Raw genomic sequence first — 22,847 nt, forward strand, 5'->3', positions numbered from 1 at the left:
CATGGGTCAGCGCGCCTTCACGCCGAATTGGGTGGTCAGCGACACCAGCAATCTGGGATCGGGCTTTTGCGCCAGAAATCCGCCGTGGTTGAGCGGCACCGCCACCGTCACGTCGAGTCGCCCGACATCGCCATAAGCGACCCGCAACCCGCCACCGGCAGAATAGAGTTTTTGCGGATCAAGCCCGTCGAATGCGCTGTCCTTGTTCCATACCCATGCGGCGTCGAAAAAGGCGAAGGGCTGGATCGCGAATGCTTTGGTGTTGGCGGGGACGAACGAGCCGTAGCGCGCCTCGACCGCGACCCCGACGCCGCTGTCGCCGATGATCGTGCCAGGGTCGAAACCGCGCCCAATGGTGAAATTGCCGCCCGAAAACTCTTCATAAGCGAGCAGCGGATCGCTCGCCCATTGCGCGCGCGGCGCCGCCGACAGCGTGAACAATTTGTGCGGGCGCCATTCGGCGAGCGCATTGGCGCGCAGCAGGAACGCGTCGGGCTTGCCCTCGACGCGGGTCAGCGGCACCGCGCCGGGCAGGAAACAGGTTGCCCCGGCGGGGCCGCAATCGTCGCTGGCGCCTAAAAAGCTGGCGCCCTGCCGCGCTTCGAGCGAGGTGGACAGCGCCCAGCGCGGTTCGCTGGGGCTGAAACCGCCGCGCCCCGCGACCGATCCGGGATCGATCCAGCTGGCATCGGCGCGCAGGTTGAACACGCGCAGCCGGTCGCGGTTGATCGGCACCCCGCCAAGCCCGATGTCCTGATCGATCAGGTCGAGCCCGCCGCCGATGGTCAGGCGGCGCGCCTGGGTCAGCGTCAGCGGATAGGATGCGAACAGGCTGACGATCTGGGTTTTCGACTTGATCGGGAAGGCCGCGATGTCGGGGCGCGTCCAGGCATAGGTATAACTGGCGCCGAAGCGTAGCCCTTCGCCGCCGACGCGGAACTCATGCGCCAGCTGCACGACCTGTTGCTCGTCGAAATCTGGGGTGGAGTAAAAGCTGGCGGTGGTCAGGTCGCCCATGCCGGTCAACCCGGCCAAGCGAACCCGCGCTACCCCGCCCCAGCGGCCGACGTCGCGCGACCCGAAATTCTGGGCGTTGAAGTCGAACAACACCGGCGTGCGCGCTACCAGCACTTCGCCGACAACCTCACCGGGCGTCGCACCCGGTCGCAGCGTCAACCGCGCATCCATGCCGGGAATGTCGCGCGCCAGCAACAGATAGCGTTCGGCATCGATGATGTTGAATACCGGCTGGTCGTCGAGCCGCGACAGATAGCGTTGCAGCAGCGGTTCGTTCGCGCCGGCATCGCCGCGCACCTCGATCCGCGCCATGCGCGCCGCCAATATGTCGAGCCGCACGACGCCGTCGTCGATCGTTTGCGGCGGCACGCGGACCGCCGCCAGATAGCCTTGCGAACGCAGCATCGTCGCGGCGCGATCGCGAATGTCGCAGACCACCGAAATCGGCAGATCCTGTCCGACCTTGTCCGACCAGCTGGACGCCAGCATCGCCGGGTCGATCCCCTCGACGCTGGAGAATTCGACGCCGCGCAGCGTGATGCGGACGCTCGCAAACTCCGCGTTGGCGAGCGGACAAGGCGCGCGTTCGATCGCATCGTCGGCGGACACGACCTGCTCGCTGGGCGGGGTGACCGGCGCCAGCGTTGGTTGCTGAATTTCCTCGCGGGTCGGAATCTGCGGGGTCGCCTGGGCCAACGCCGCGACAGGCAAGGCGGCGGCGATCAGCGCCGCCGAACCGCACAGCTGTTTTTTGAGGGCGACCCGTTTTGGCCGAACCCCCGGATAAATCGCCTGAACCCCCGTGATCATCACCACCCCTTGTGCACGAACGCAGCCGCGAAATCGCGGTGCGGCAATTCATCTAGCTCTGCCAAACACCGGCAGCGCGAATTTTTCGACCCAAGGAAAGCTCCTGCCGACGGATCGGCAGATTTTCTTTTTATTGTTATCAGATGGTAGCAAACGGTTCAATATTTCTGCGTTTCGGTTAACCTTATCCGGCCTCACCCTCCGCCATCGCATCGACCAGGCGATTGAGCTGCGGGGTGCAGCCCTTGGCCATCAGCATATCGACCGATCCGTCGATCGTATCGGGGGCATTTTCCAACGGCGTAAACCGCACCTTGACCGGCGCGGGCAGGCCGCCGCCCGACAGGCGGTAATCGACGCCATATTGGACCGGCAGGGTGTCGGTCGGCCATTTGCGGAAATTGGCACCGTCGACCAGCGCCACGGTGGCTTTCTTACCCGCACTTTCGATTTCCAGCGCGGTGTCGCCTTCCATGTTCGGGCGCCACAGCATCAACGTGGCCGGATCGGCGACGCAGAAGGTGCCGGTTTCGCGGTAATCGAGCAGCCACAGGTTCGGCGCGCGCGCATCGACCGGGGCTACATCACCCGGGCCGCGCGAAAATCCGCCGCGCGAGCGCATCGTCGGTCCTTTGGCGAGCATCCGGGTCACCGTGCCGCTCATCGACTGGCTCGCCTGGATCGTGCCGCTGGCGCCAAAGGTGCCAGGCCCGGACAGGGTGCGCGTCTTGCCCGCCTGCATCAGCACGACCTTGTCGCCCGCAACCAGGGTCAGCTTGTCGGCGGATTTCAGCTTGGCGCCGGTCGGATATTTGCCCGCCGACGGTCCGGTCGAGCGGACAACCATCGATTGGGCGGCGGCGGTGCCCGCCATCGCCACCGCCATCACGGCAGCGGCAGCGGTCAGGCTGACGCGGCGCAGGGTCAGATCAGGAAAGGACATAGCTTTCTCCTTTTTCGGTATCGTTCAGGCGTTCTATCAGGAACATGATGGCTGCATCCTGACTAAATTCGTCCGCCAGCGCTGTGGCGCTGGTCACATAGGCTTTTTTGTCGCCCGCGGTGTGCGCCGCGACCATCGCGGCGATGCGGGCGCGCTGGTCGGGGGCGAGGTCGGGGCGCGGGGTCAGCACATCGACCGGCTGGGCGCGGCCGCGCAATGTCACCCGCCCCATCGGCATCAGGTCGTCGCGGTTCGATCGCGCTGCGGCCTCGGCCGAGATCAGGACGCCGGTTTTCAGGCTCTTGTTCGCCGCTTCCAGGCGCGAGGCGGTGTTCATGCTGTCGCCGAGCGCGGTATATTGGATGCGCCCCTCGCCGCCGAAATTGCCGACGATCGCGTCGCCAACATGCAGGCCGACGCGCGTCATGCCCAGCGGCGGCACACCTTCGGCCAGGTCGACGCGGAACTTCTCACCCGCCTCATACATCGCCAGCGCCGCGGCGGCGGCTTGTGGCCCGTCGTCGGGGCGGCTGAGCGGGGCGCCCCAAAAGGCGACGATGGCATCGCCGACGAACTTGTCGATCGTCCCGCCATGGTCGAGCACGATGTCGGACAGGCGGTCGAGATAGGCATTGAGCAGCCGCGCCACGGTTTCCGGGGTCACCGCGTGGCTGAGCTTGGTGAAGCCTTCCAGATCGGTGAACACGCAAAAGATATTGCGGCGTTCGCCGTGCAGCGACAACTGGTCGGGGTCGCGCATGATCTGCGCCGCGACGTCGGCGGGCAGATATTTGCCCAGCGCCGACTGGGCAAAGGCGCGCTGGCGCGACCCGATCGTGCGTGCCGCGGTGCCGACCGCGGCGTATCCGAACAGCCAGCCGATCGCCCAGCCAAAGGTCGGCAGGGTGGTGGTGTCGACCCCGCGGCCCTGCAACCAAAAGGGAAAGGCGATGAAAAAGGCCATCTGTCCCAGAAACGCCAGCGCGACCCAGCGGGCGCGAAGATCGATCAGGCTGGTCAGCCCACCCGCCAGCACGATCAGGACGGCGAGGATCCACAGCACCGGTGCGGCGAGCGGCCGCGACCACGCGTTGTCGAGCTGTTGCGCCAGCATATGCGCGTGAACTTCCAACCCGATCATCGTTTCATGCTGGCCGGTGATCGGATCGGTGAAGCGGCTGAGCGGCGTGTTGAACTGGTCATTATCGATGATGTCGCCGCCGATCAGCACATAGCGATCCTTGATCAGCTCGGCAAAACCCGCGCGCATGTCAGCGTCCATCGGCATGGCAAAGGTGTCGATCGGGATATTGGCAAAGACGGGTTCTTCCTGTCCCGCGGCGGCGCGCGCCGGGACCAGGAAGCGGATATTGCCCTGAAAGCTCGCGTGCGCGGGATCGACCGGCGCCATGGCGTTCGACATCAGCGGCGGCAGGTTTTTGGGCCGGTCGGGCCAGTTGCGGATCACGCTGTCGTCATCCGTGCGGAACAGTACGCTGGTCGGCTTCGTCTTGTCGGTCGCGACCGCCGCGATGAAGGCTTCGAGAAACTTCTGCTGTTCGTAAAAGATGGTGTTCGGATTGCTCGCCTGTTCGGCATAGGCGAGCCAGGTCGGCGTCGTCATCGCGCGCAGCTGCGTTTTCAGCACCTCATCGTCGGGGCGCGGCGAATCGAACGCAATATCGATACCGATCGCCTTGGCGCCCATCTGGTCGATATTGCCGAGCGCATTGGCGAGCAGGGTGCGGTCGAGCGGCGACCGGATACCGGTGTTGAACAGCGTCTCGTCGTTATAGGTGATCAGGACGATGCGTTTATCCTGTTCGACATGCGGCGCCATCAGCGTGGCGCGGGCATCGTACAGCGCGCGCTCGGCGGCATCGATCAGCGGCATCTGCCAGCTGAAACGCGCGATCAGAATGGCGACGATCAGAAATACGATCGTCGCCGCCATCCGCGACGGGCCAAGCTGCATGACCAGTCGGCGCACTTGCTTGCGCAGCGGCACAGCGGGCCGCTGCCCGTCCTGCGCGACCGGATCGGCCGTGGGAATGCTGGTGTCAGGCGCGGTCATCGGATCAGCGGGCAGCGCGGCCGACACCTTCCTGTGCGGATGCTGCTTCGGCGGTCGCCGCGCCGCCGTGCAGCAGCGCTTGGCCGCCGTCGCCAATGATCGCAAACCCCGCCCAATAATAGGGATGCGACGTCTGCTTGTCGTCCATCAGCCGCATCTGCGTCCCCCACATCGCATCGGCGACGCTGGTGCCCTGATCCACAGCGAACAGCCCGCCGATCAATCGCTTGGTCGCGTCGAAATCGTCGGGCGCCGGCCAGTGGCTGGCGATCACCGAACGGCCGCCGGCGCCGATGAAGCTGCGGACCAGCCCGTCGAGGGCGTTGCCGCCGCCCGAAAGGCCCGCCTCGCGCGTTGCGGCCACCGACGCCGCGCCAGCCGTGTCGCACGCCGACAGGATCACCAGATCGGCATTGATCTTGAGGTCGAAGATTTCCTGAAAGGTGAGCAGCCCATCCGAATCGCCGTCGCCGAATGAGGTGACCAGCGCCGGGCGCGCCGGGCAGGCGGGCCGTGGTGCGGTGACCAGGCCGTGGGTCGCAAAATGAATGATGCGATAGTCATTGAGGTCGCTGCGGGTCTTGACCGCGCTGTCGGTAAAGGCGCCGCCGGTCAGCAGCGTCCCGGCGTCGCCGCCCATCGCATTGCGGGCGGTGACCAGTTCGTCGGCGGATATCGGCCGCGCCCATTGCGACACGTCCCACTGGCAGTCGCCGTCGATGGTGCTGGCTGCGGCGCCGCGCGTGCCGAGCGAGGGCAGGGTCGTGCCATTGATCGGCAGATTCTGCCCGAGCCCGAAATATTGGTGTGCCGCTTTCGACGGCGCCGCCTGCCGCGCGTTACGGAAGGCGAGGGTGGAGACTGCGGTGCTCGGCCGCGTCGTGCGCCCCAGCCAGGCAACCTGGCGCATGTCGAACGGGTCGGCATCGGGATCGAGCAACCGCTGTTCATAGGCGGCGAGGCCGGTGTCGGCGGTGACCAGCAGGTTGATCGGCAGCCGCAGCATCGCGCCGTCAGGTTCGAAAATCAGATGCGCGACCGTCGGCAGCTTGGCCGCCACCGGGCCGAACAGCTGGCCATAAAGTTTATAGGCGGTCGCGGCGTCAAAGGGATAAGTGACGCGGCGCCCATTTTCGACGATCGAGATCGTCGAGCGCAGCGTGTCGACCGCTGTGTCGAGCGCGCCGGCGCCGATGTCCGATTTCCACAGCTGGGCGCTGCCCGGCTCGATCAGCATCGCATAGACCGCATCGCCGACGACGAGCATCTTGAGATAGGCTTCGTCGGCGCGCAGCACCTGTTGCAGTTCGCCAAGGTCGAGCTTACCCGGCGCGACCACTCGATATTGCGGAAAGGCCGAAAGCGCGACGATCGATTCGGCCTGCTGGAACGACAGATTGTCGATCTGGGTCTTCAAATCGGCCCGCAATGCGTTGATTTCGGGCGATACTGGCAACTGGGCCAGTCGGGCGTCCTCGATCCGCGCCCGTTCGATGTCGCGGTTCAGCGTCGTCGCCTGCCGGAACAGCCGCGCGCCGTCGTCGCTGCCGCTCGACAATTCGCGCGCCAGCACCGCCTGCGTGTCGGCGACGCCAGGCCGGACCTGCAACTGGCTGGCGACGAAGAAATCGCCGACCGCCGCCGGATCACTCGCCGCCCGGCTGGCAAGCAGCCGGTAATAGGGCGCCATCATGTTCGCCATGCCGGTCGTCGAGCGTTGCGAATTGGCCAGCGCAGTCACGACGTCGCGATAGATGGTCAGCGCCTTGTCGTCCTGACCGTGCCGGGTCAGAAAGGCGGCGTAGCGCGCCCGCGCCGAGGCGAGCGCGTTGGTTTCGGGATATTCGATCGCCAGCGCGTTCACTGATTCCAGAAAGCGCGCGTCAGCGGCGGCGGTGTCGCCCAGCGCTTCCTCGGCGAGCGCGAGCTCGCCCAGCATCTGCGAACGCAACCGCACGATCGAAGTGACCCGGCCTTCGCGCACCGCGACCGCATCGGACAGGCCTTTGAGCTGCGCCGCCTTGGCCGCTGCGCCATTGCCGCGCAGCCGCTCGACGGTGCCGAGCAAGTGGACCGCTTGGGCATCGATGATCTGCGCGCGTTCGACCGGGGTCAGCCGCTCGCGGTCCGACCCTTGCTGGACGGCGCGGGCGTTGCTGCCGCTGTTCACCCCGGCGACGATCGTCGGGGTCAATGTCACGCTGGCGCCCTCGACCGTGACCGCGCTGGTCAGCGGCGGGATCGGCCGTTGCAGCAACTCCGCAGCGCCGTCGTAATCGCGCTGGTTCAGCGCATGGATCGCGCGGAAATTGCGGCGCAGGCGCAGCTGGACGGGGTCGCTCGTCGGCACCGCCTCGGCCTCGGCGAACAGTCGTTCGGCCTCGCCGAACTCGCCAAGGTTCGATCGTTGCAGCGCGCGGTTCAGGGTGAATTCGGTCGGATCGATGTCCGCCGCCGCCTGATCGCCCTCGGTGCGGCGCGACAGGGTTTCGAAAAATTCGGCCGCTTCGGCATAATCGCCGCTGTGGTTGCGGCGGTATCCTTCGGCCAGCGCCTTGTCGACGTCAATCGCCCCGGCCAGCGTCCGGGCGAACCCGTCGTTGCCGCCGACCGACGTCGTCGCGACCTTGATCACGCCGGGGACGACCCGACGCTGCCGAACTGAATCGAGCGCGAGGTTGAGCGCATCGCCATAGGCCGCGAAACCTTCGACTGTATAAGCGGTATCGCCGTCACTCTCGATCCGCGTCTGCCAGACGACGCTGCTGTCCTTGATCGTGCAAGTCCCGTCGGCGGTGCAGGTGACGGTTCCGGCGCGGCCGCGTTCGATCCGGGCCTTCGCGGCGTCGGGGTCGGCGCGGAGCATGCGAACATAGCCGACCGGCTGGCTGGTGTCGCGGCACAGAATGACCCACGCGCGGTCGAACATGCCGTCGATGACAGCGTCGCGCACCGTCGCCTGCACCGCACACAGCGAGCCGCCCTGGTCGCCGATCGAAAAACTGTCGCGCAAAGTGGGATCGGTGCCCTGCGCCTGCGCGGCTCCCGGCGCCGCAAGCGCGAGCGCCGCCAGAATCGGCAGGCAAAACGGACGTCGAACGGTCATCACCAATCCCCCAAACACAAGCCCAGAGGCGCCGTGCCGACGATATTCCGGCAAGGCGCAGTCTTCTATTGCTGCGGTACGACCCATTCCCTGACCCGGACCCTAACCCCTTCGCCGGAAAAAGGGAAGTGATCAGCGGCACAGGCGGCTTGCACCCGTGGGACACGCAACCTATCTGCAAAGTGACAGGTTCAAACCCATGAGGACGATATGAGCGGATTCGACGACCGAGAACGCGCCTTCGAGGCCCAATTCGCCCGCGATCAGGAATTGCAGTTCCGGATCACCGCGCGCCGCAACCGGCTGGTCGGCGAATGGGCCGCCGAACGCATGGGGCTGACCCCTGAGGAAACCGACGCCTATGCCAAGGCGGTCGTGCAGGCCGATTTCGAGGAAGCGGGCGACGAGGACGTCATCCGCAAGCTCGCGGGCGACCTGACCGCGGCGCAGGTCGAGATCAGCGATGCCGAAATCCGCGCGGCGCTGAACGAAAAATCGGTCGAGGCGCGGCGCCAGTTCATCGACGCGCAGGGCTGAAATCATGGGCATGCGCGCCGATGACTTGCAGGCGATGATCGCCGCCGCCTTTCCCGGGGCGAAGGTCGAAATCACCGATCTGGCGGGCGACAACGATCATTATGCGGCGCATGTCGTCAGCGAAAAATTCCGCGGGATGACGCGGGTCGCGCAGCACAAGGCGGTCTACGCCGCGCTCGGCGGCCGGATGGGCGGCGAACTTCATGCCTTGCAATTGACCACCGCCGCCCCCTCATAGGGGCGATCACCCAAATTTAGGGCGCGATGCGCCGCCGGAGACGATGATGACCGAAGCCACCCCCGAAACTACGGGCGACCGCATTGCCAAGCTGGTCGCCGAAAATCCCGTGCTGCTGTTCATGAAGGGGACGCCGCTGTTCCCGCAATGCGGCTTTTCGTCGCGCGCGATCGCAATGCTCGATCGGCTGGGCGTCGAATATGACACCGTCGACGTCTTGCAGGACATGGAAGTCCGCCAGGGCATCAAGGAATTTTCCGACTGGCCGACGATTCCCCAGCTGTATGTGAAGGGCGAATTTGTCGGCGGCAGCGACATCATGATGGAAATGTGGGAAGCGGGCGAACTGCACACGCTGATGACCGGGATTCCGGCGCGCGCCGAATAAAGCGGCGCGACAAAATCACAGGCCCGCCGGTCCATGCGGTCCGGCGGGCTTTTGTTTGTCGGCTTTGGAGTGGGGAGCTGCCCTCATGGACTCGTCACCCCGGACTTGATCCGGGGTCCATGAGGCCATGCGCCGCCCGCTGCTGAGAGGGCGCATGGATCCCGGATCAATTCCGGGATGACGAAAGTTTATGTCCGCTACCGGCCGCCAGCGGACATCACCCTCCGCTGACGCCGATCAGGCGATGTCCGACGTTTTGGGCTTGAAAAAGCGTCCGGGGGGCGGGACCTTTTCGGCCGCTCCGCCCCCCGTCTGCATCGGGGGCAAGTGGGAATTTCCCGGTGGGGGCAGGGGGCATCAGGGACCAGACCGATGCCCCCCACCGCTCCATTGAGCGGAACACTCGGGAACATCGGATACTATTCAATTGCCGTGCCAATCTGGCGCGGCGACGGATATGCGCGGGACACGGTGGTTAGCGATTCCTTACCGCCGTCAGAGCTTGTCAAAAATCCCGACACATTGGCGAACCCCTCTGTATTGTTGAACCGTTCAGCTTCGTTCATCGACCATTCAGCCCTTTGACTACATTTGTAGTCGCCCGGCAGATCAAGAACGGATCAGCGGTGCCAATGGGAGGGGTTCTAATGGCAGAAAGAGCAAGCGAGTCGGAGATGCAGGTGCTGTCGGCCCTATGGGACGATGCCCCGCAGACCGCGGCCGACCTGACCACCCGAATCGGCAAGGCGAACGGCTGGACGCAGGCGACAGTCAAGACCCTGCTCGCGCGGCTGGTCCAGAAAGGCGCGGTGACCGCCGAAGCCGATGGGCGTCGCTACCTCTACAGCCCCGCGATCGAGCGCGCCGACGCCGTTGGCGAGGAATCGCAGCGGTTTGTCGATCGCCTTTTCGGCGGCCGTGTCAGCCCGCTGATCGCGCACCTCGCCGATCGCGAGGCGCTGTCGGACACCGATATCGCCGAAATCGAGGCTTTGCTGCGGAGGCTCAAATCATGAGCGGCGCGACCTGGATGCAAGTGTGGAGCGACACGATGCTCACCACCGCGCTGCTCGTCCTCGCGGTGCTGCTGGTCCGCAAACCCTTTGCGCGCCATTTCGGGCCGCGGCTGGGGTATAGCCTGTGGCTGATCCCGGCGCTGCGGCTGGTGTTGCCGCCGCTGCCCTTTGCTGAACCGGTTGTAGTGGCCGATAGCGCCGACGTCACGCTGGTCGCGGTTGATGCGCCAATGATGGTTCCCGCGGCGCCCGCATGGTCGGTCGCCGATGCCATGCCCTATATCTTTGTCTTTTGGGCGATGGGCATGGCGGCGGTGCTAGCGATGGCTTTGCTGTCGCACCGCCGCTTCCGCACCTCGGTGCTGGCTGAGGCGGTCGAACTCGAACCGATCGGGACGATCCGGCTGGTGATGACCGATGCGGTCGACGGCCCCGTCGCCTTTGGTCTGTGGCATCGCATCGTCGCCGTGCCGCAGGATTTCTTTGCCCGCTACGCCGCCGACGAGCGCGCGCTCGCGGTCGATCACGAACTGGCGCACCATCGTCATGGCGATTTGTGGGCCAATGCCGCGGCGCTCGTGCTGTTGGCGTCGCAATGGTTCAACCCCTTTGCCTGGCGCGCGATCCGCGCTTTCCGCTTCGATCAGGAAGCAGCGTGCGACGCCCGCGTGCTGACGATGGCCGACGCAGACATGCGCGGCGAGCGTACGGCGCGCTACGCCACCGCGATCGCCAAGGCGGCCGTAGGATCGCGCCTGTCGCTCGCGGCGCCGATGGCGGTTCACGATAATTTGCAGGAGAGGCTGACGATGTTGATGCGGACGGATATTTCTAAACAGCGCGGGCTGGCGGGCCGGGTGCTGATCGGCGGGGCAACGCTGGCGGTCCTGGCGGCGACGGCGACGCTGGTGCCAGCGGGGATTGTGACCGCCACCGCGCAGACGATGGATATGGCCGAACCGCCCGCGCCGCTTATGCCGTCAGAGGCGCCGCCAGCGGCCGAGGCCCCCGACGCGCCCGGTGTAATGGTATTCACCGATCACAGCGAGGATGTGACCACCGACAAGGACGGCAAGTCACGCGAAGTACGCCGCATCGTCATCCGCCGCGACGGTGACGACGCGGGCAAGGCACCGACGGTCATGTTCGCGCCCGCGGACGGCAAGGACAAGCTACGCCGCATCGACGTGCGGATGCCGGGCAGCCTGTCGCGCGACGATGTGCTGGCGACGCTGAAGGAACAGGGGATCACCGGCCAGCAGGCCGATGCGATCGCCGACAAGCTGGAAGCGAAGCGTAAGGAACGCATCCGTACCGTGCTCGCGCCGATGCCGCCGATGCCCCCCATGCCGCCCATGCCACATGGTGCCTGGTCGTCGGTGCATGGCCAGACGATGGTGCTTGGCAAGTGCGGCGACAGCAAAAAGGCGGCGCCGATCGTAAACCGCGACGAGAGCGACGGCAACAAGCGTAGTCGCGTGGTCATGTTTGCATGCAACGACAGCGCAGAGGGCAAGGCAGCACGTCTGTCGGCACTGAAAAAGGCGCGCGAGGCCTTTGCCGAGGGCGAACGTGCCCGCGGCCTGTCGGAAGACATGCGCGCCAAGGTCGCCGCCGATCTGGACAAGGCGATCGCCGACATCGAGAAATCGGGCGACTGAACAACACGAAGCCCGAACAGCGTCGGCGCCAGCCTTTGCTCCCCGGTGGGGCTGGCGGCAGGGGCGGGAAAGGGAGCGGGCAACCGCTCCCTTTTTCGTGCGGGTGGGCGCGGATACTGCCGATCGTCCCCGGCACGGGGAGGGGGAGGATCGCTTAGGCACGCAACCGGCCATTATCTGAAATGAACGCCGCCGCCCCTTTCGCTCCGCCCCCCGCAATGCCACATAAGGCCCATGAGCGAAGACAAGCCCTGGCCCGACAGCATCCGCGCCGGCGATTGCGAGCAGCATGAACTGCTCGTTCGCCGCGTGCTGGCGCCCAACCCGTCGCCCTACACCTTCACCGGCACCCAGACCTGGCTTGTCGGCGCGGGCAGCGATGTTGCGGTGATCGATCCGGGGCCGACCGGCAGCGGCATGAGTATCGGCGACCCCGCCGACATCAACGGCGCGGGGCATGTTGACGCGATCCTGCGCGCCGTCGGCGGCCAGCGCGTCGCTGCGATACTGTGCACTCACACCCACCGCGATCACAGCCCCGCCGCGGCGCCGCTGAAGGCGGCGACCGGGGCGCCGATCATCGGCTGCGCGCCGCTCGCGCTGCGCGACGACGGCCCGCGCGCCGATTCGGCGTTCGATCCCGATTATGCGCCCGACCGCGTGCTGACAGATGGTGAGCGAATAACGGGCGACGGGTGGACGCTGGAGGCGGTCGCGACCCCAGGACATACGTCGAACCATCTGTGTTTTGGTCTGCTCGAAAGTGGCGCGCTGTTCACCGGCGATCACGTCATGGCGTGGTCGACCAGCGTCGTCAGCCCGCCCGACGGCGACATGGCTGCTTATATGGCCAGCCTGTCGAAGCTCTATGAGCGCGACGATCGCGTCTATTATCCGGCACATGGCCCGGCGGTGACCAAGCCGCGCCAGCTCGTCCGCGGTATGCTGGGCCACCGCAAACAGCGCGAGCGACAGATTTTGCGCGAGCTGGAAAAGGGAACCCGGGTCATCCCCGCGATGGTCGCGCATATGTACAAGGGGCTAGACCCGCGGCTGACCGGCGCCGCCGGACGCTCGGTGCTCGCGCATCTGTTCGACCTGCGGGCGCGCGGGGTGGTGCGCGAACGCGATGACGAATGGGAATTGGCCTGACATGCTTTTGACGATGTTGCTTGCCGCGGCGCAGCCCGCGGCCGATGCCGTGCCCGCCGCCAACCCTGTCATGGTCGACCTGATCGCGCACGAGGGCGGCGGCCATTGTCTGCCCGACGGGCAGATATGTTTTGCGCTGCCGGGTGAGGCGGACAGCGGCGCGTTGCCGGCCAATCTGGTCGTCTCGTTTCCGGGATCGGGTGACACCGAAAATACGGCGCTGCCGCTGCCTGCTTTCGCGGGTGAGCCGCAGGCGCTGCACCTGTGGCCTCACGCCGTGTGGGTGCGCCGCGGCGATGAAGCGGACGGGAAGTCCGGACTGGAGATGCTGGTCGGAGTGATCGGCGAACAACGCGCCATGTATTCGGGCGGCGGCGGGTCCGGTAGTCGGCTTCACCTGCTGCGCTTTGGCATGGCGCCCCACGCGATCGCGCTGGGCAGCGAAGTGCTCGATGTCGAATGGGACAGCTCGCTGATGATCCGCGCCTGCTTTTCGGAACAGGACATGAAGGATCGGCTCGACGCCTGCCACGACGAATATAAGTATAAGGCGGTGCTGCAACCTGCCCCGGCCGACGGCGGCGAGTTGCCCGCGCTGACCTATCGCAGCTTTGCCACTGCCTATCCGCAGACGTCGCGGCGGAGCGAAGACAATAGCGGCCAAAAGCTCAAATCCGGCGATCTCGCCGACTGGAAAGACCCCGATTGCAGCTACCAACGGCTGCTGCGTTACAACCCTGCCACGGCGCGATACGAAATGGATCGCCCCGCACCCGATTGTTCGAGCTATACAACCCCATGACCATGAATTCGTCCTCTCCCGCCCCGCGCCTTTTGCCGCGCCTCATCCTTCTCGCCGCCGCTGCGCTGCTGGCGCTCGCCGTCTGGTGGGCGGTGTCGGCGTGGCGCGACTGGCAAACGGGCACCGACCCTGAAACGGTCGTTGCGGCCAGCCTGCAGGGATTGCAGGAACAGAATGTCCTGGTGCCGTTCACTGCGCGCTATGTCGCCGTCGTCACCTCGACCCAGAACCGGTTGGGACTGAGCGCCAAAAAGACGCTGATCATGCCCGGTACGGTGCGTTACGAGGTCGATCTGGGCAAATTGAAACCGTCGGATCTCGATTGGGATGCGGCGACCAATATGCTCACGGTCACCCTGCCGCCGCTGCGCCTCGCCGGGCCTGAAATCGACCTCAACGCGATCAGCGAGTTTCGCGACGGCACGATCCTGCTGACGCTGACCGACGCCGAGGCCGCGCTCGACGCCGCGAACCGCAAGGCGGCGCAGGCCGAACTGATCAAGCAGGCCAAGGGACCAACCCCGATGCGGCTGGCACAGGGCGCCGCGCGCGCGGCGATCGAACAGAGTTTCGCGATGCCGCTAAAGGCCGCGGGGATCGATGCCAAGGTCACCGCGCGCTTTGCCAATACCCCTGCCGGGTAGGCGGCTTTCGCAAGCCCCGTCCGTCCATTAAGCTCGTCGCGATTCCAGCCGATGGGGGATATGGCATGGCGACGACAGCAGCGGGCGCGGCGCGCGCCGAACTCTTCTGGCAGCGCATGGCGCTCGGCCTGGCGGCGTTCATCGTCCTTGGCTTCCTGCAATTTGCGCTACGCGGTTTTGTCGATCCGGTCGCCGCGCCCTTCTGGGTCCATCTGCATGGCGGACTGATGCTCGCCTGGCTTGGGCTGCTGGTCGTTCAGCCGATGCTGGTGTCGCGGCAGAATATGGTGCTGCACCGACGACTCGGCTGGACCGGCGCGACGCTCGCCATATTCATCACCGGGCTGGGGATGTTCACCGGGATCGCGTCGCTGGTGCTCGGGCGTTTTCCGCCCTTTTTCTCGCCGCCGTATTTTCTGGCGCTGACTTTTACCGAATCGCTGGTGTTCGGATTGATGGTGTGGATGGCGGTGCGACGGCGCCACCGGACCGATTGGCATCGGCGGCTGATGATCGGGGCGACGATCGTCATCCTTGAGCCCGCGCTCGGCCGGATTTTGCCGATGCCGCTGATGATCGGCTGGTCCGACATCCCGATCGGCCTGATCCAGCTGGGCGTCGTCGGCATTATCGCGTTCCATGATCGCCGGACGCTGGGCAGCGTTCATCCGGCGACAAAGGCAATCGCGGCGGTTGTCGTCGCGGTGCGCCTCACCATTTATCTGGCAGCATTGACGCCCCCCGTCATCGCGCTCGCGGACCGGCTGACCGGCGGTTGACACCGCGTTGCCCTGTCTGGGGTCGCGGTGTAGGGGGGAGCCCAAGGCAAAAGCCAGATAAGGAAAAGCGATGACTGCTCCCATCCGCGAAAATCTCTCGGGTCTCGACCTGCGCGCCGAAATCGAACGCCTCCGCAAGGATCGCAACGCGGTGATTCTGGCGCATTATTACCAGAAGCCGGAGATTCAGGATCTGGCCGATTTCGTCGGCGATTCGCTTGAGCTGTCGCGCAAGGCCGCCGACACCGACGCCGATGTCATCGCGTTCTGCGGCGTGAAGTTCATGGCCGAAACCGCCAAGATCCTGAGCCCCGAAAAGATCGTCATCCTGCCCGACATGGACGCCGGCTGTTCGCTGGAGGACAGCTGCCCTCCCGAACAGTTCAAACGTTTCCGTGAAAAGCACCCCGACCATATCGCGCTGACCTACATCAACTGTTCGGCGGCGGTGAAAGCGCTCAGCGACATCATCGTCACCTCGTCGAGCGCGGAGACGATCATCAGCCAGATCCCCGAAAACCAGCCGATCATTTTTGGCCCCGACCGCCATCTGGGCGGCTATCTCAACCGCAAGTTCGGGCGCGAGATGCTGCTGTGGCCGGGCGTGTGCATCGTCCACGAGGCGTTCAGCGAAACCGAGCTGATCAAGCTGAAGGCGCAGCATCCCGGCGCGCCGGTTGCCGCACACCCCGAATGCCCGCCGCACATCGTCGACCATGCCGACTATGTCGGGTCGACCAGCGGCATCCTGCAATTCGCCAAGAGCTTTCCCGGCGACACGCTGATCGTCGCGACCGAACCGCACATCATCCACCAGATGGAACTCGCGATCCCGGAAAAGACCTTCATCGGCGCGCCGGGCGCCGACGGCAACTGCAACTGCAACATCTGCCCGTACATGGCGCTGAACACGATGGAAAAACTCTATCTCGCGCTGCGCGACCTGAAACCGCAGATCGAGATGGAGGAAGGCCTGCGGCTGGCGGCACGCAAGAGCCTCGACCGGATGCTCGAGATGGCATCGGGGACGATCGGCCAGGGTGATCTGGGACGGGCTTAAACCCTGACGCGAGTCGGATTTCCGAATCGCCGTTGCGAGTCGGCGGGACGCCTATCGTGGGAAAAGCGGCAAATCCGAATCCGAAAATGCTGCACCCTTGTTACAAAAATGCTGCACCGAATCCGCTTGTTGCTAATGCCGGACTTATCCACAGCAGCCGACGTTCGGACAGGGCATTTGGGCGTTTTTCGGTTGGCGCCCGGCGGGCTTCATGTCAGCTTCAAATCATCGGACGACAGAGACGAAAGACCGCCGGGACATCAAGGGTAGTTGCAAGACTAGCCAGAAGAGAACGGATAGGACTTACGAGGAAATCGACCGATAGCCTGGTCACGGAACGTAGCGATTCCCACGAGTTGATGCGAACCAGATCGGGTACAGGAAATGCAGTCCATCGCTTGGACAGCGACTGCTTCGGCAGACGCAGAAAAAGATGATGAAGGGCTTTCCAGGTGCGGCCGGCCCCCGAAAGGGGGCCGACCAAACCGTCGCCGGATTGTTCCGGCATGCGCCGCAACGCATCGTTTTGCGGGCTGCTGATCGCAAGAGAAGCGGACCGGGATGACGTGAGGCGGAGTATGTGGAGCAGGACCGGATAGTGGGGGTTGGCAGCGATGTCGGCCCCCATTTCGTTTGGGCGCAGCGCGCCGCGCCGCCGGGCGATCCCGCTCTTTCGCCGTCAGCCCCAGAGTTTATTTTGGCCGCTGTGACGATCGTCACATCGCGGTCAAACGGGACTGCTTAATCGGGTGTCGCGACCCGGAGCAGTTCTTGATCTGGAACTGATCCCACTTTCCCGGCCGTGTCCTGCGGGGCCGGCCGGGAACCTTTCGCTTCCCTTCCGCATTGTCGTTGCATCGTTGAAACGATGTCCGGGCGCGACCGGACGTTCAAAAATGCTTCGCTGGGTTCGGCGTCTGCCCGGCGGTTCAGGAAGGGAAAAACATGGGATTGATTATCACTTTGATCGTTGGCGGCATCATCGGCTGGCTGGCGAGCATCGTCATGCGCACTGACGCGCAGCAGGGCATCATTCTGAATGTCGTCGTCGGTATCGTCGGGGCGTTCCTCGGCAATTTCCTCGGCAGCTTTTTCGGCATGGGTGCCAGCCTCGACACCTTCAGCCCGATCGGCCTGTTGTGGGCGTTCATCGGCGCGGTGGTGCTGCTCGGCATCATCAACCTCGTTCGCCGCGGCAGCGTTCGTTAAAACACGGCATGGCGGCGGCGCGAATGACGCCGCCGCCATTCTGCTAGGCGATTTCAAATAATCGGGTTATCAACAGGATGCCTGCAATGGCGGGCGACACCAATGATCGTAGGGGGTCAATATCATGGATTTCATTATCGCAATCGTCATGGGCGGCGTTATCGGCTGGTTGGCCAGCATCGTGATGCGTACCGATGCCCAGCAGGGCATTTTCCTCAACATCATCGTCGGCTGTATCGGATCGATCCTCGGCAGGTTCCTGTTCGGGCAGTTCCTGGGCGGCGGTCACCTGCGCGGCAACGCCTTTGACCCGATGACCCTGCTCACTGCCTTTATCGGCGCGGTGGTGCTGCTGGCCATCGTCAACCTCGTGCGGCGCGGTCGCGTTCGCTGACGCGATAAGTGACCCGGTACTTGGTCCTGCGGGACTGACCGGATAAAGGGGTGGCCCGCCGACCGGCGCGCCGCCCTTTTTCATGTCCGCAACCACTGGAAATCGCGTCGATAACCGCTTAAGAACCGCGCTCCATGGGGGCGGCGAGGCAGCAAAGTTTGGCCTCTTGCCAGCGGTGGCTTAATTAGGTAATACACCTCTTGCGGGATTTCGGTCCTGTCGAGCGGGTCTGGAGGGGGCGGAGCGTTGTCGCGCTTGCCGCATCGGATGCCGCACGGTCAGGGAGGGATTCGGCGTGAACTACGAGCGGAAAGTGGATGTGATGGACAGCCTGGCGGGTTCGACCCAGAGCTATTATGACGAGTCGGGCAGCCGCCGCAAGCGGACGTGGATGATCGTTGCACTGGTGCTGATTGCGCTGGCGCTGGCGGCGACCTGGTATGCTTTCAGCTCCAGCAAGGACGGCGCGGCGGGTGCCGATGGCGCCGCCGTCGGCGCCGCGGGCGAAGCGAGCGTTCCCAACATTACCGTGGTGATCCCCGGCCGCCAGTCGGTGCAGGCGACGATTTCGGCCAATGGCACGATCGCGGCGCGCCGCGAAATGCCGGTCGGCGTGGCCGGTGAAGGCGGCCAGGTCGTGCGCGTGCTGGTCGAACCCGGCCAGTGGGTCGGCGCCGGACAGCCGCTCGCGATCATCGACCGGTCGGTGCAGGCGCAGCAGGCGGCCAGCTTGGCGGCGTCGATCCGGGTTGCTCAGGCCGATGCCGACCTGGCACAGGCCGAACTGACCCGCGCCGATGCGCTGGTGTCACGCGGCTTTATTTCCAAGGCGGATATGGACCGCAAGCGCGCCACCCGCGACGCCGCCAATGCGCGCGTCCGCGTCGCGCAGGCCCAATATGCCGAGGCGCAGGCGCGCAACGGCCGCCTCAACATCGTCGCGCCGGCGGCGGGGCTGGTGCTGACGCGCGGCGTCGAGCCCGGCCAGATTGTCGGTGCGGGCAGCGGCGTCTTGTTCCGCATGGCGCGCGGCGGCGAGATGGAGATGATGGCGCAGCTGGCCGAGGCCGATCTGGCGCGTATTCCCGTCGGAACGCGCGCGATCGTGACGCCGGTGGGCGCCGTGCAGGGGATCGCCGGACAGGTGTGGCAGAAATCGCCGGTTATCGACCCGCAGACCCGGCAGGGCATGGTACGGATCGCGATCCCGTATAGCGCCGAATTGCGCCCCGGCGGCTTTGCCGATGCCCAACTCATTGCCGGTTCGGCCGAAGCACCGCTGCTTCCCGAAAGCGCCGTCCAGAGCGGTCCCGAGGGCAGCTTTGTGCTGGTCGTCGGCAAGGACAACAAGGTCGAACGCCGCGCGGTCAAGGTCGGGTCGGTGTCCGATGCTGGCGTCGCCATCGCATCGGGGCTGACCGGCAACGAGCGCGTTATCGTGCTGGCCGGCGCGTTCCTGAACGTCGGCGACAAGGTGAAGCCGGTTCTCCAGAAATCGTCGAACTGATCGGCCTGTCCATCGCTGGGCGTGCGCACAAGGGCGTTTGAATCATGAGCTTCCGTAACATCTCCGCCTGGTGCATCCGCAATCCGGTGCCGCCGATCGTCATGTTCGTGCTGTTGCTGCTGGCGGGTGTCGTCAGTTTCAATCGCATGGACGTCAACGACAATCCGGACGTAGAATTCCCGGCGGTGCAGATCGTCGTGTCACAGCCGGGCGCAGCTCCGACCGAGCTGGAAACGCAGGTGACGCAGCGCGTCGAGGCCGCGGTGCGCGCGGTCAGCGGCGTCGAAGACATGTCGTCCTATGTAGGTGAGGGCAGCAGCCGCACGATGGTGCAGTTCGCGATCGGGACGCCGATCGACCGCGCCTACAATGACGTCAACCAGGCGGTGCAGCAGATCCGCAGCGACCTGCCCGACGGCATTCTGGAACCACAGGTCATGCGCGTCGATTTCGCGGGCGGGCCAATCACCTATTTCGCGGTCGAGGCGACCGACATGACGCTGGAGCAGCTGTCGTGGTTCGTAGATAATACCGTGGCCAAGGATTTGCTGTCGATCCAAGGCATGTCGCGCGTGCAACGGTCCGGCGGCGTCGATCGCGAAATCCGCGTCATTCTGGATCCCGCGCGGATGCAAAGCTATGGCGTGACGGCGAGCCAGATCAACCAGCAGCTGCGCCAGGTCAACGTCAACGCGGCGGGCGGCCGCACCGAAATCGCCGGGTCCGAACAGGCCGTGCGTGTGCTTGGCAACGCCGGGACCGCGAACCAGCTCGGCAATTATCAGCTATCGCTGGGCAGTGGCCGCACCATCCGGCTGAGCGACGTCGCGACGGTCAGCGACGGCTATGCCGAACAGCGCAATCTGGCCAAGATCGGCGGGCGTCAGGTGCTCAGTTTCTCGATCGAAAAGGCCAAGGGTTCATCCGACGTCACCGTCCATGACGAGACGATGAAAAAGCTGGAAGAGATCAAGAAGAACAACCCCAAGGTCAATTTCAAGATCCTGTTCACCCGCACCGAATATACCAAGGAACAATATACCAGTTCGATGCTGGCGATGATCGAGGGCGCCATTCTGGCCGTCGTCGTCGTCTTCCTGTTCCTGCGCGACTGGCGCGCAACGCTGATTTCGGCGCTCGCGATCCCGTTGTCGGCGATCCCGACCTTCTGGTTCATGGACATGATGGGCTTTTCGCTGAACGGCCTGTCGCTGCTCGCGCTCAGCCTGGTGGCGGGGGTGCTGGTCGACGACGCGATCGTCGAGATCGAAAATATTGTCCGGCACATGCGAATGGGCAAGACCGCCTATCAGGCGTCGATCGACGCCGCCGACGAAATCGGCCTGGCGGTGGTGGCCACAACGATGTCCATCGTCGCGGTGTTCCTCCCCGTCGCCCTGATGCCGGGCATCTCCGGCCAATTTTTCATCCAGTTCGGGCTTACCGTGGTCTTTGCGGTGCTCGTCAGCTTGGCCGTGGCGCGCATGATCACGCCCATGATCGCAGCCTATTTCCTGTCGGCGCAGGGCGAGCAGACGCATGCCGAAGGGCCGTGGGTCGATCGGTACGAACGCATTTTGGTGTGGACGCTCGACAGTTCGAAGCAAAAGTCGATGCGCGCCGGTTTTGACGCCATCCCGACGCGGCTGGCGTTTCTGGCCGTGCCGTTGGGGTTGACTCTCCTGACCGCGCTGATCGCAATCTATGCCTATTTCAGCTTGATCCCGCCTGATTCGGCCCCCAACCCAGCGCTGTATTTCCTGCTGATCACCCCGTTGCTGGTGGTGGTGACCTTTGCTGTGTCCAGCGTGCTGCTCATCCTGTTGGCCGCGCTCGCGTGGGTCTTCGGGATGCGTCAATTCGCTTTGACGCATTGGTCGAAGTTTATGGTGCAACGGGCCTATGCTCGGTTGTTCGACCATCGCACCTGGATTGTCGGCGTCGGCGTCGGAGCGTTCGCCTGGAGCATTTTGTTGTTCATGACGCTGCCGCAGCAGTTTCAGCCGACGATCAACAGCGACTACAGCCAGATCCGCTATGAACTGCCGCCGGGATCGACGCTGGCGCAGAGCGAACGCATTTCGAACCAGATCAATGCGATCCTGTCGGGCAACAAGACCGTCGAGAATGCGTTCTATGACGTCAATGTCGGCGGCGGCAGCGTCTACATCACGCTGAGAAAGCAGCGGGCGGAAAGCAGCGTCGATTGGGAGCGTGGGCTGCAACCAAAAATGGCCGCCATTCCCGATGCGCGCGTTTCGTTCCAAAGCCAGTCGGGCGGTTTTTCCGGCCGCGACATCAGCTTCATCATCGGCGGCGACGACCCCGTTGCGCTGGAAAAACATGCCCGCAAGATCATCGCCGAGATGAGCGGTTTGAAAGAGCTGCGGGCGCCGCGGATCGAGGGCGACATTCCGCGTCCCGAAATCATCGTCAATCCGCGCATGGATCTGGCGGCCGATCTCGGCGTGACCACCGCCGCGCTCAGCCAGACGATCCGCATCGCAACGCTGGGCGATATCGATCAGAACGCGGCCAAATTCTCGCTGTCCGATCGTCAGATCCCAATCCGCGTCCTGTTGTCCGAGGACTCACGCCGCAGCCTCGCGACGCTGGAGAATTTGCCGGTGCCGACGACGCGTGGGACCACAGTGCCGCTGAAAGCCGTGGCCGAGCTGAGCTTTGGCGCCGGACCGACCGAACTGCGTCGCTATAATCAGACGCGCCGGATCGTGATCGGCGCCGATCTGGCACCCGGGCTGGTGACCGGCAACGCCCAGACGAAAATTGACGCGTTGCCGGCGGTCAAGGATATGCCGCAGGGTATTCGCAAGGTGGTGCAGGGCGAACAGAAATTCATGGCCGAATTGCTCATGAATTTTGTCATCGCGGTGGTGTCGGGCCTGGCGCTGGTCTTCTCGACGCTGGTGCTGCTCTATCGCCGCTTCCTGTCGCCGCTGGTCAATATGTCCTCGCTGCTGCTGGCGCCGCTCGGTGGTTTGTTGGGACTGTGGGTCACCGGCATGGAAATCTCGATGCCGGTTTACATCGGCCTGCTGATGCTGCTCGGCATTGTCGCCAAAAACTCGATCCTGCTTGTCGATTTCGCCATCGAAGAAATCGACAACGGCGTGCCGAAGGCCGAAGCGCTGCTCGATGCCGGGCGCAAGCGTGCGCAGCCGATCGTGATGACGACGGTGGCGATGGTCGCGGGTATGGTGCCGACGGCGCTGTCGCTGTCGGGCGACGGGGCGTGGCGCGCGCCGATGGGCGTCGTGGTGATCGGTGGCCTGATCCTGTCGACGCTGTTGACGCTGCTGATCGTGCCCGCGGGTTTCAGCCTGGCCGACAGCATCGAAAAGCGCCTGGGCCGCTTCTTCTCGCGCAACCTGCTCACCTATGAAAAGGGTGATGATACGAAACCCCAGGGCGCGCCTGCTCCGCAACCGGCCGAGTGATCGGGCGCGGCCAAATGTGCCGCCGCGGTTGCAACTTTTGCGGCGCTTCGCC

At 64.8% G+C, this 22,847-nt stretch carries 19 protein-coding genes; 14 read left to right on the forward strand and 5 right to left on the reverse strand.

Going from position 1 to position 22,847, the window contains the following annotated elements; translation table 11 throughout:
* Positions 1-6: 6 nt before the first annotated feature.
* The 4 genes from J2X44_RS06615 to J2X44_RS06630 all read right to left on the reverse strand — a co-directional run bounded on the left by J2X44_RS06615 (position 7) and on the right by J2X44_RS06630 (position 7,950).
* Positions 7-1,827: a ShlB/FhaC/HecB family hemolysin secretion/activation protein gene (locus J2X44_RS06615; protein ID WP_310088737.1), complete on the reverse strand. Its 1,821-nt coding sequence runs from the start codon at positions 1,825-1,827 to the stop codon at positions 7-9.
* 184 nt (positions 1,828-2,011) lie between these two features.
* On the reverse strand, positions 2,012-2,770 hold the full coding sequence (locus tag J2X44_RS06620) for a hypothetical protein (RefSeq protein ID WP_310088738.1): 759 nt from the start codon (positions 2,768-2,770) through the stop codon (positions 2,012-2,014).
* On the reverse strand, positions 2,757-4,844 hold the full coding sequence (locus J2X44_RS06625) for a CHASE2 domain-containing protein (protein WP_405053398.1): 2,088 nt from the start codon (positions 4,842-4,844) through the stop codon (positions 2,757-2,759). The genes J2X44_RS06620 and J2X44_RS06625 overlap by 14 nt, the downstream gene beginning before the upstream one ends.
* Before the next feature lie 4 nt (positions 4,845-4,848).
* The gene (locus tag J2X44_RS06630; protein ID WP_310088740.1) at positions 4,849-7,950 is read right to left on the reverse strand and encodes a CHAT domain-containing protein; all 3,102 of its coding nucleotides are present in this window, start codon (positions 7,948-7,950) and stop codon (positions 4,849-4,851) included.
* Between the two features lie 210 nt (positions 7,951-8,160).
* Here J2X44_RS06630 and J2X44_RS06635 point away from each other — a divergent pair, with 210 nt between their 5' ends.
* The 10 genes from J2X44_RS06635 to nadA all read left to right on the forward strand — a co-directional run bounded on the left by J2X44_RS06635 (position 8,161) and on the right by nadA (position 16,227).
* Positions 8,161-8,487: a DUF1476 domain-containing protein gene (locus tag J2X44_RS06635; RefSeq protein ID WP_310088741.1), complete on the forward strand. Its 327-nt coding sequence runs from the start codon at positions 8,161-8,163 to the stop codon at positions 8,485-8,487.
* 4 nt (positions 8,488-8,491) lie between these two features.
* On the forward strand, positions 8,492-8,725 hold the full coding sequence (locus J2X44_RS06640; protein WP_310088742.1) for a BolA family transcriptional regulator: 234 nt from the start codon (positions 8,492-8,494) through the stop codon (positions 8,723-8,725).
* A 46-nt stretch (positions 8,726-8,771) separates the two neighbouring features.
* Complete coding sequence (gene grxD, locus J2X44_RS06645; protein ID WP_310088743.1) at positions 8,772-9,113, forward strand: Grx4 family monothiol glutaredoxin; 342 nt, start codon at positions 8,772-8,774, stop codon at positions 9,111-9,113.
* Between the two features lie 647 nt (positions 9,114-9,760).
* On the forward strand, positions 9,761-10,129 hold the full coding sequence (locus J2X44_RS06650; protein ID WP_293972880.1) for a BlaI/MecI/CopY family transcriptional regulator: 369 nt from the start codon (positions 9,761-9,763) through the stop codon (positions 10,127-10,129).
* Positions 10,126-11,790 (forward strand): M56 family metallopeptidase, encoded by a 1,665-nt coding sequence (locus J2X44_RS06655; protein WP_310088744.1) that lies wholly within the window; start codon positions 10,126-10,128, stop codon positions 11,788-11,790. The genes J2X44_RS06650 and J2X44_RS06655 overlap by 4 nt, the downstream gene beginning before the upstream one ends.
* A gap of 234 nt (positions 11,791-12,024) precedes the next feature.
* Positions 12,025-12,942 carry an MBL fold metallo-hydrolase gene (locus J2X44_RS06660; protein WP_310088745.1) on the forward strand — a complete coding sequence of 306 codons (918 nt, stop codon included), beginning with the start codon at positions 12,025-12,027 and terminating at the stop codon, positions 12,940-12,942.
* Between the two features lies 1 nt (position 12,943).
* Entirely contained in the window at positions 12,944-13,744 is an 801-nt protein-coding gene (locus J2X44_RS06665) for a hypothetical protein (RefSeq protein WP_310088746.1), read from the forward strand.
* Positions 13,741-14,388 carry a DUF4230 domain-containing protein gene (locus J2X44_RS06670; RefSeq protein ID WP_310088747.1) on the forward strand — a complete coding sequence of 216 codons (648 nt, stop codon included), beginning with the start codon at positions 13,741-13,743 and terminating at the stop codon, positions 14,386-14,388. The genes J2X44_RS06665 and J2X44_RS06670 overlap by 4 nt, the downstream gene beginning before the upstream one ends.
* A 65-nt stretch (positions 14,389-14,453) precedes the next feature.
* Positions 14,454-15,167: an adenylate cyclase gene (locus J2X44_RS06675; RefSeq protein WP_310088748.1), complete on the forward strand. Its 714-nt coding sequence runs from the start codon at positions 14,454-14,456 to the stop codon at positions 15,165-15,167.
* Positions 15,168-15,237: 70 nt separating this feature from the next.
* Positions 15,238-16,227 (forward strand): quinolinate synthase NadA, encoded by a 990-nt coding sequence (gene nadA / locus J2X44_RS06680; protein ID WP_310088750.1) that lies wholly within the window; start codon positions 15,238-15,240, stop codon positions 16,225-16,227.
* A 220-nt stretch (positions 16,228-16,447) separates the two neighbouring features.
* On the opposite strand, the gene J2X44_RS06685 is transcribed toward nadA, so the two are convergent.
* Positions 16,448-16,855: a hypothetical protein gene (locus tag J2X44_RS06685; protein ID WP_310088751.1), complete on the reverse strand. Its 408-nt coding sequence runs from the start codon at positions 16,853-16,855 to the stop codon at positions 16,448-16,450.
* A 317-nt stretch (positions 16,856-17,172) separates the two neighbouring features.
* Here J2X44_RS06685 and J2X44_RS06690 point away from each other — a divergent pair, with 317 nt between their 5' ends.
* The 4 genes from J2X44_RS06690 (at position 17,173) to J2X44_RS06705 (ending at position 22,795) form a co-directional block, all read left to right on the forward strand.
* Positions 17,173-17,436, forward strand: a complete 264-nt coding sequence (locus J2X44_RS06690) for a GlsB/YeaQ/YmgE family stress response membrane protein (RefSeq protein WP_293647980.1) — start codon at positions 17,173-17,175, stop codon at positions 17,434-17,436.
* Positions 17,437-17,560: 124 nt separating this feature from the next.
* Complete coding sequence (locus J2X44_RS06695; protein WP_137752677.1) at positions 17,561-17,830, forward strand: GlsB/YeaQ/YmgE family stress response membrane protein; 270 nt, start codon at positions 17,561-17,563, stop codon at positions 17,828-17,830.
* Between the two features lie 295 nt (positions 17,831-18,125).
* Positions 18,126-19,337, forward strand: a complete 1,212-nt coding sequence (locus J2X44_RS06700; RefSeq protein WP_405053343.1) for an efflux RND transporter periplasmic adaptor subunit — start codon at positions 18,126-18,128, stop codon at positions 19,335-19,337.
* 44 nt (positions 19,338-19,381) lie between these two features.
* A complete protein-coding gene (locus J2X44_RS06705) occupies positions 19,382-22,795 on the forward strand; it encodes an efflux RND transporter permease subunit (RefSeq protein WP_310088752.1) in 3,414 nt (1,137 codons plus the stop codon).
* Positions 22,796-22,847 lie beyond the last annotated feature (52 nt).

Source organism: Sphingopyxis sp. BE259 (assembly GCF_031457495.1).
In the GTDB taxonomy this organism is placed as follows: domain Bacteria; phylum Pseudomonadota; class Alphaproteobacteria; order Sphingomonadales; family Sphingomonadaceae; genus Sphingopyxis.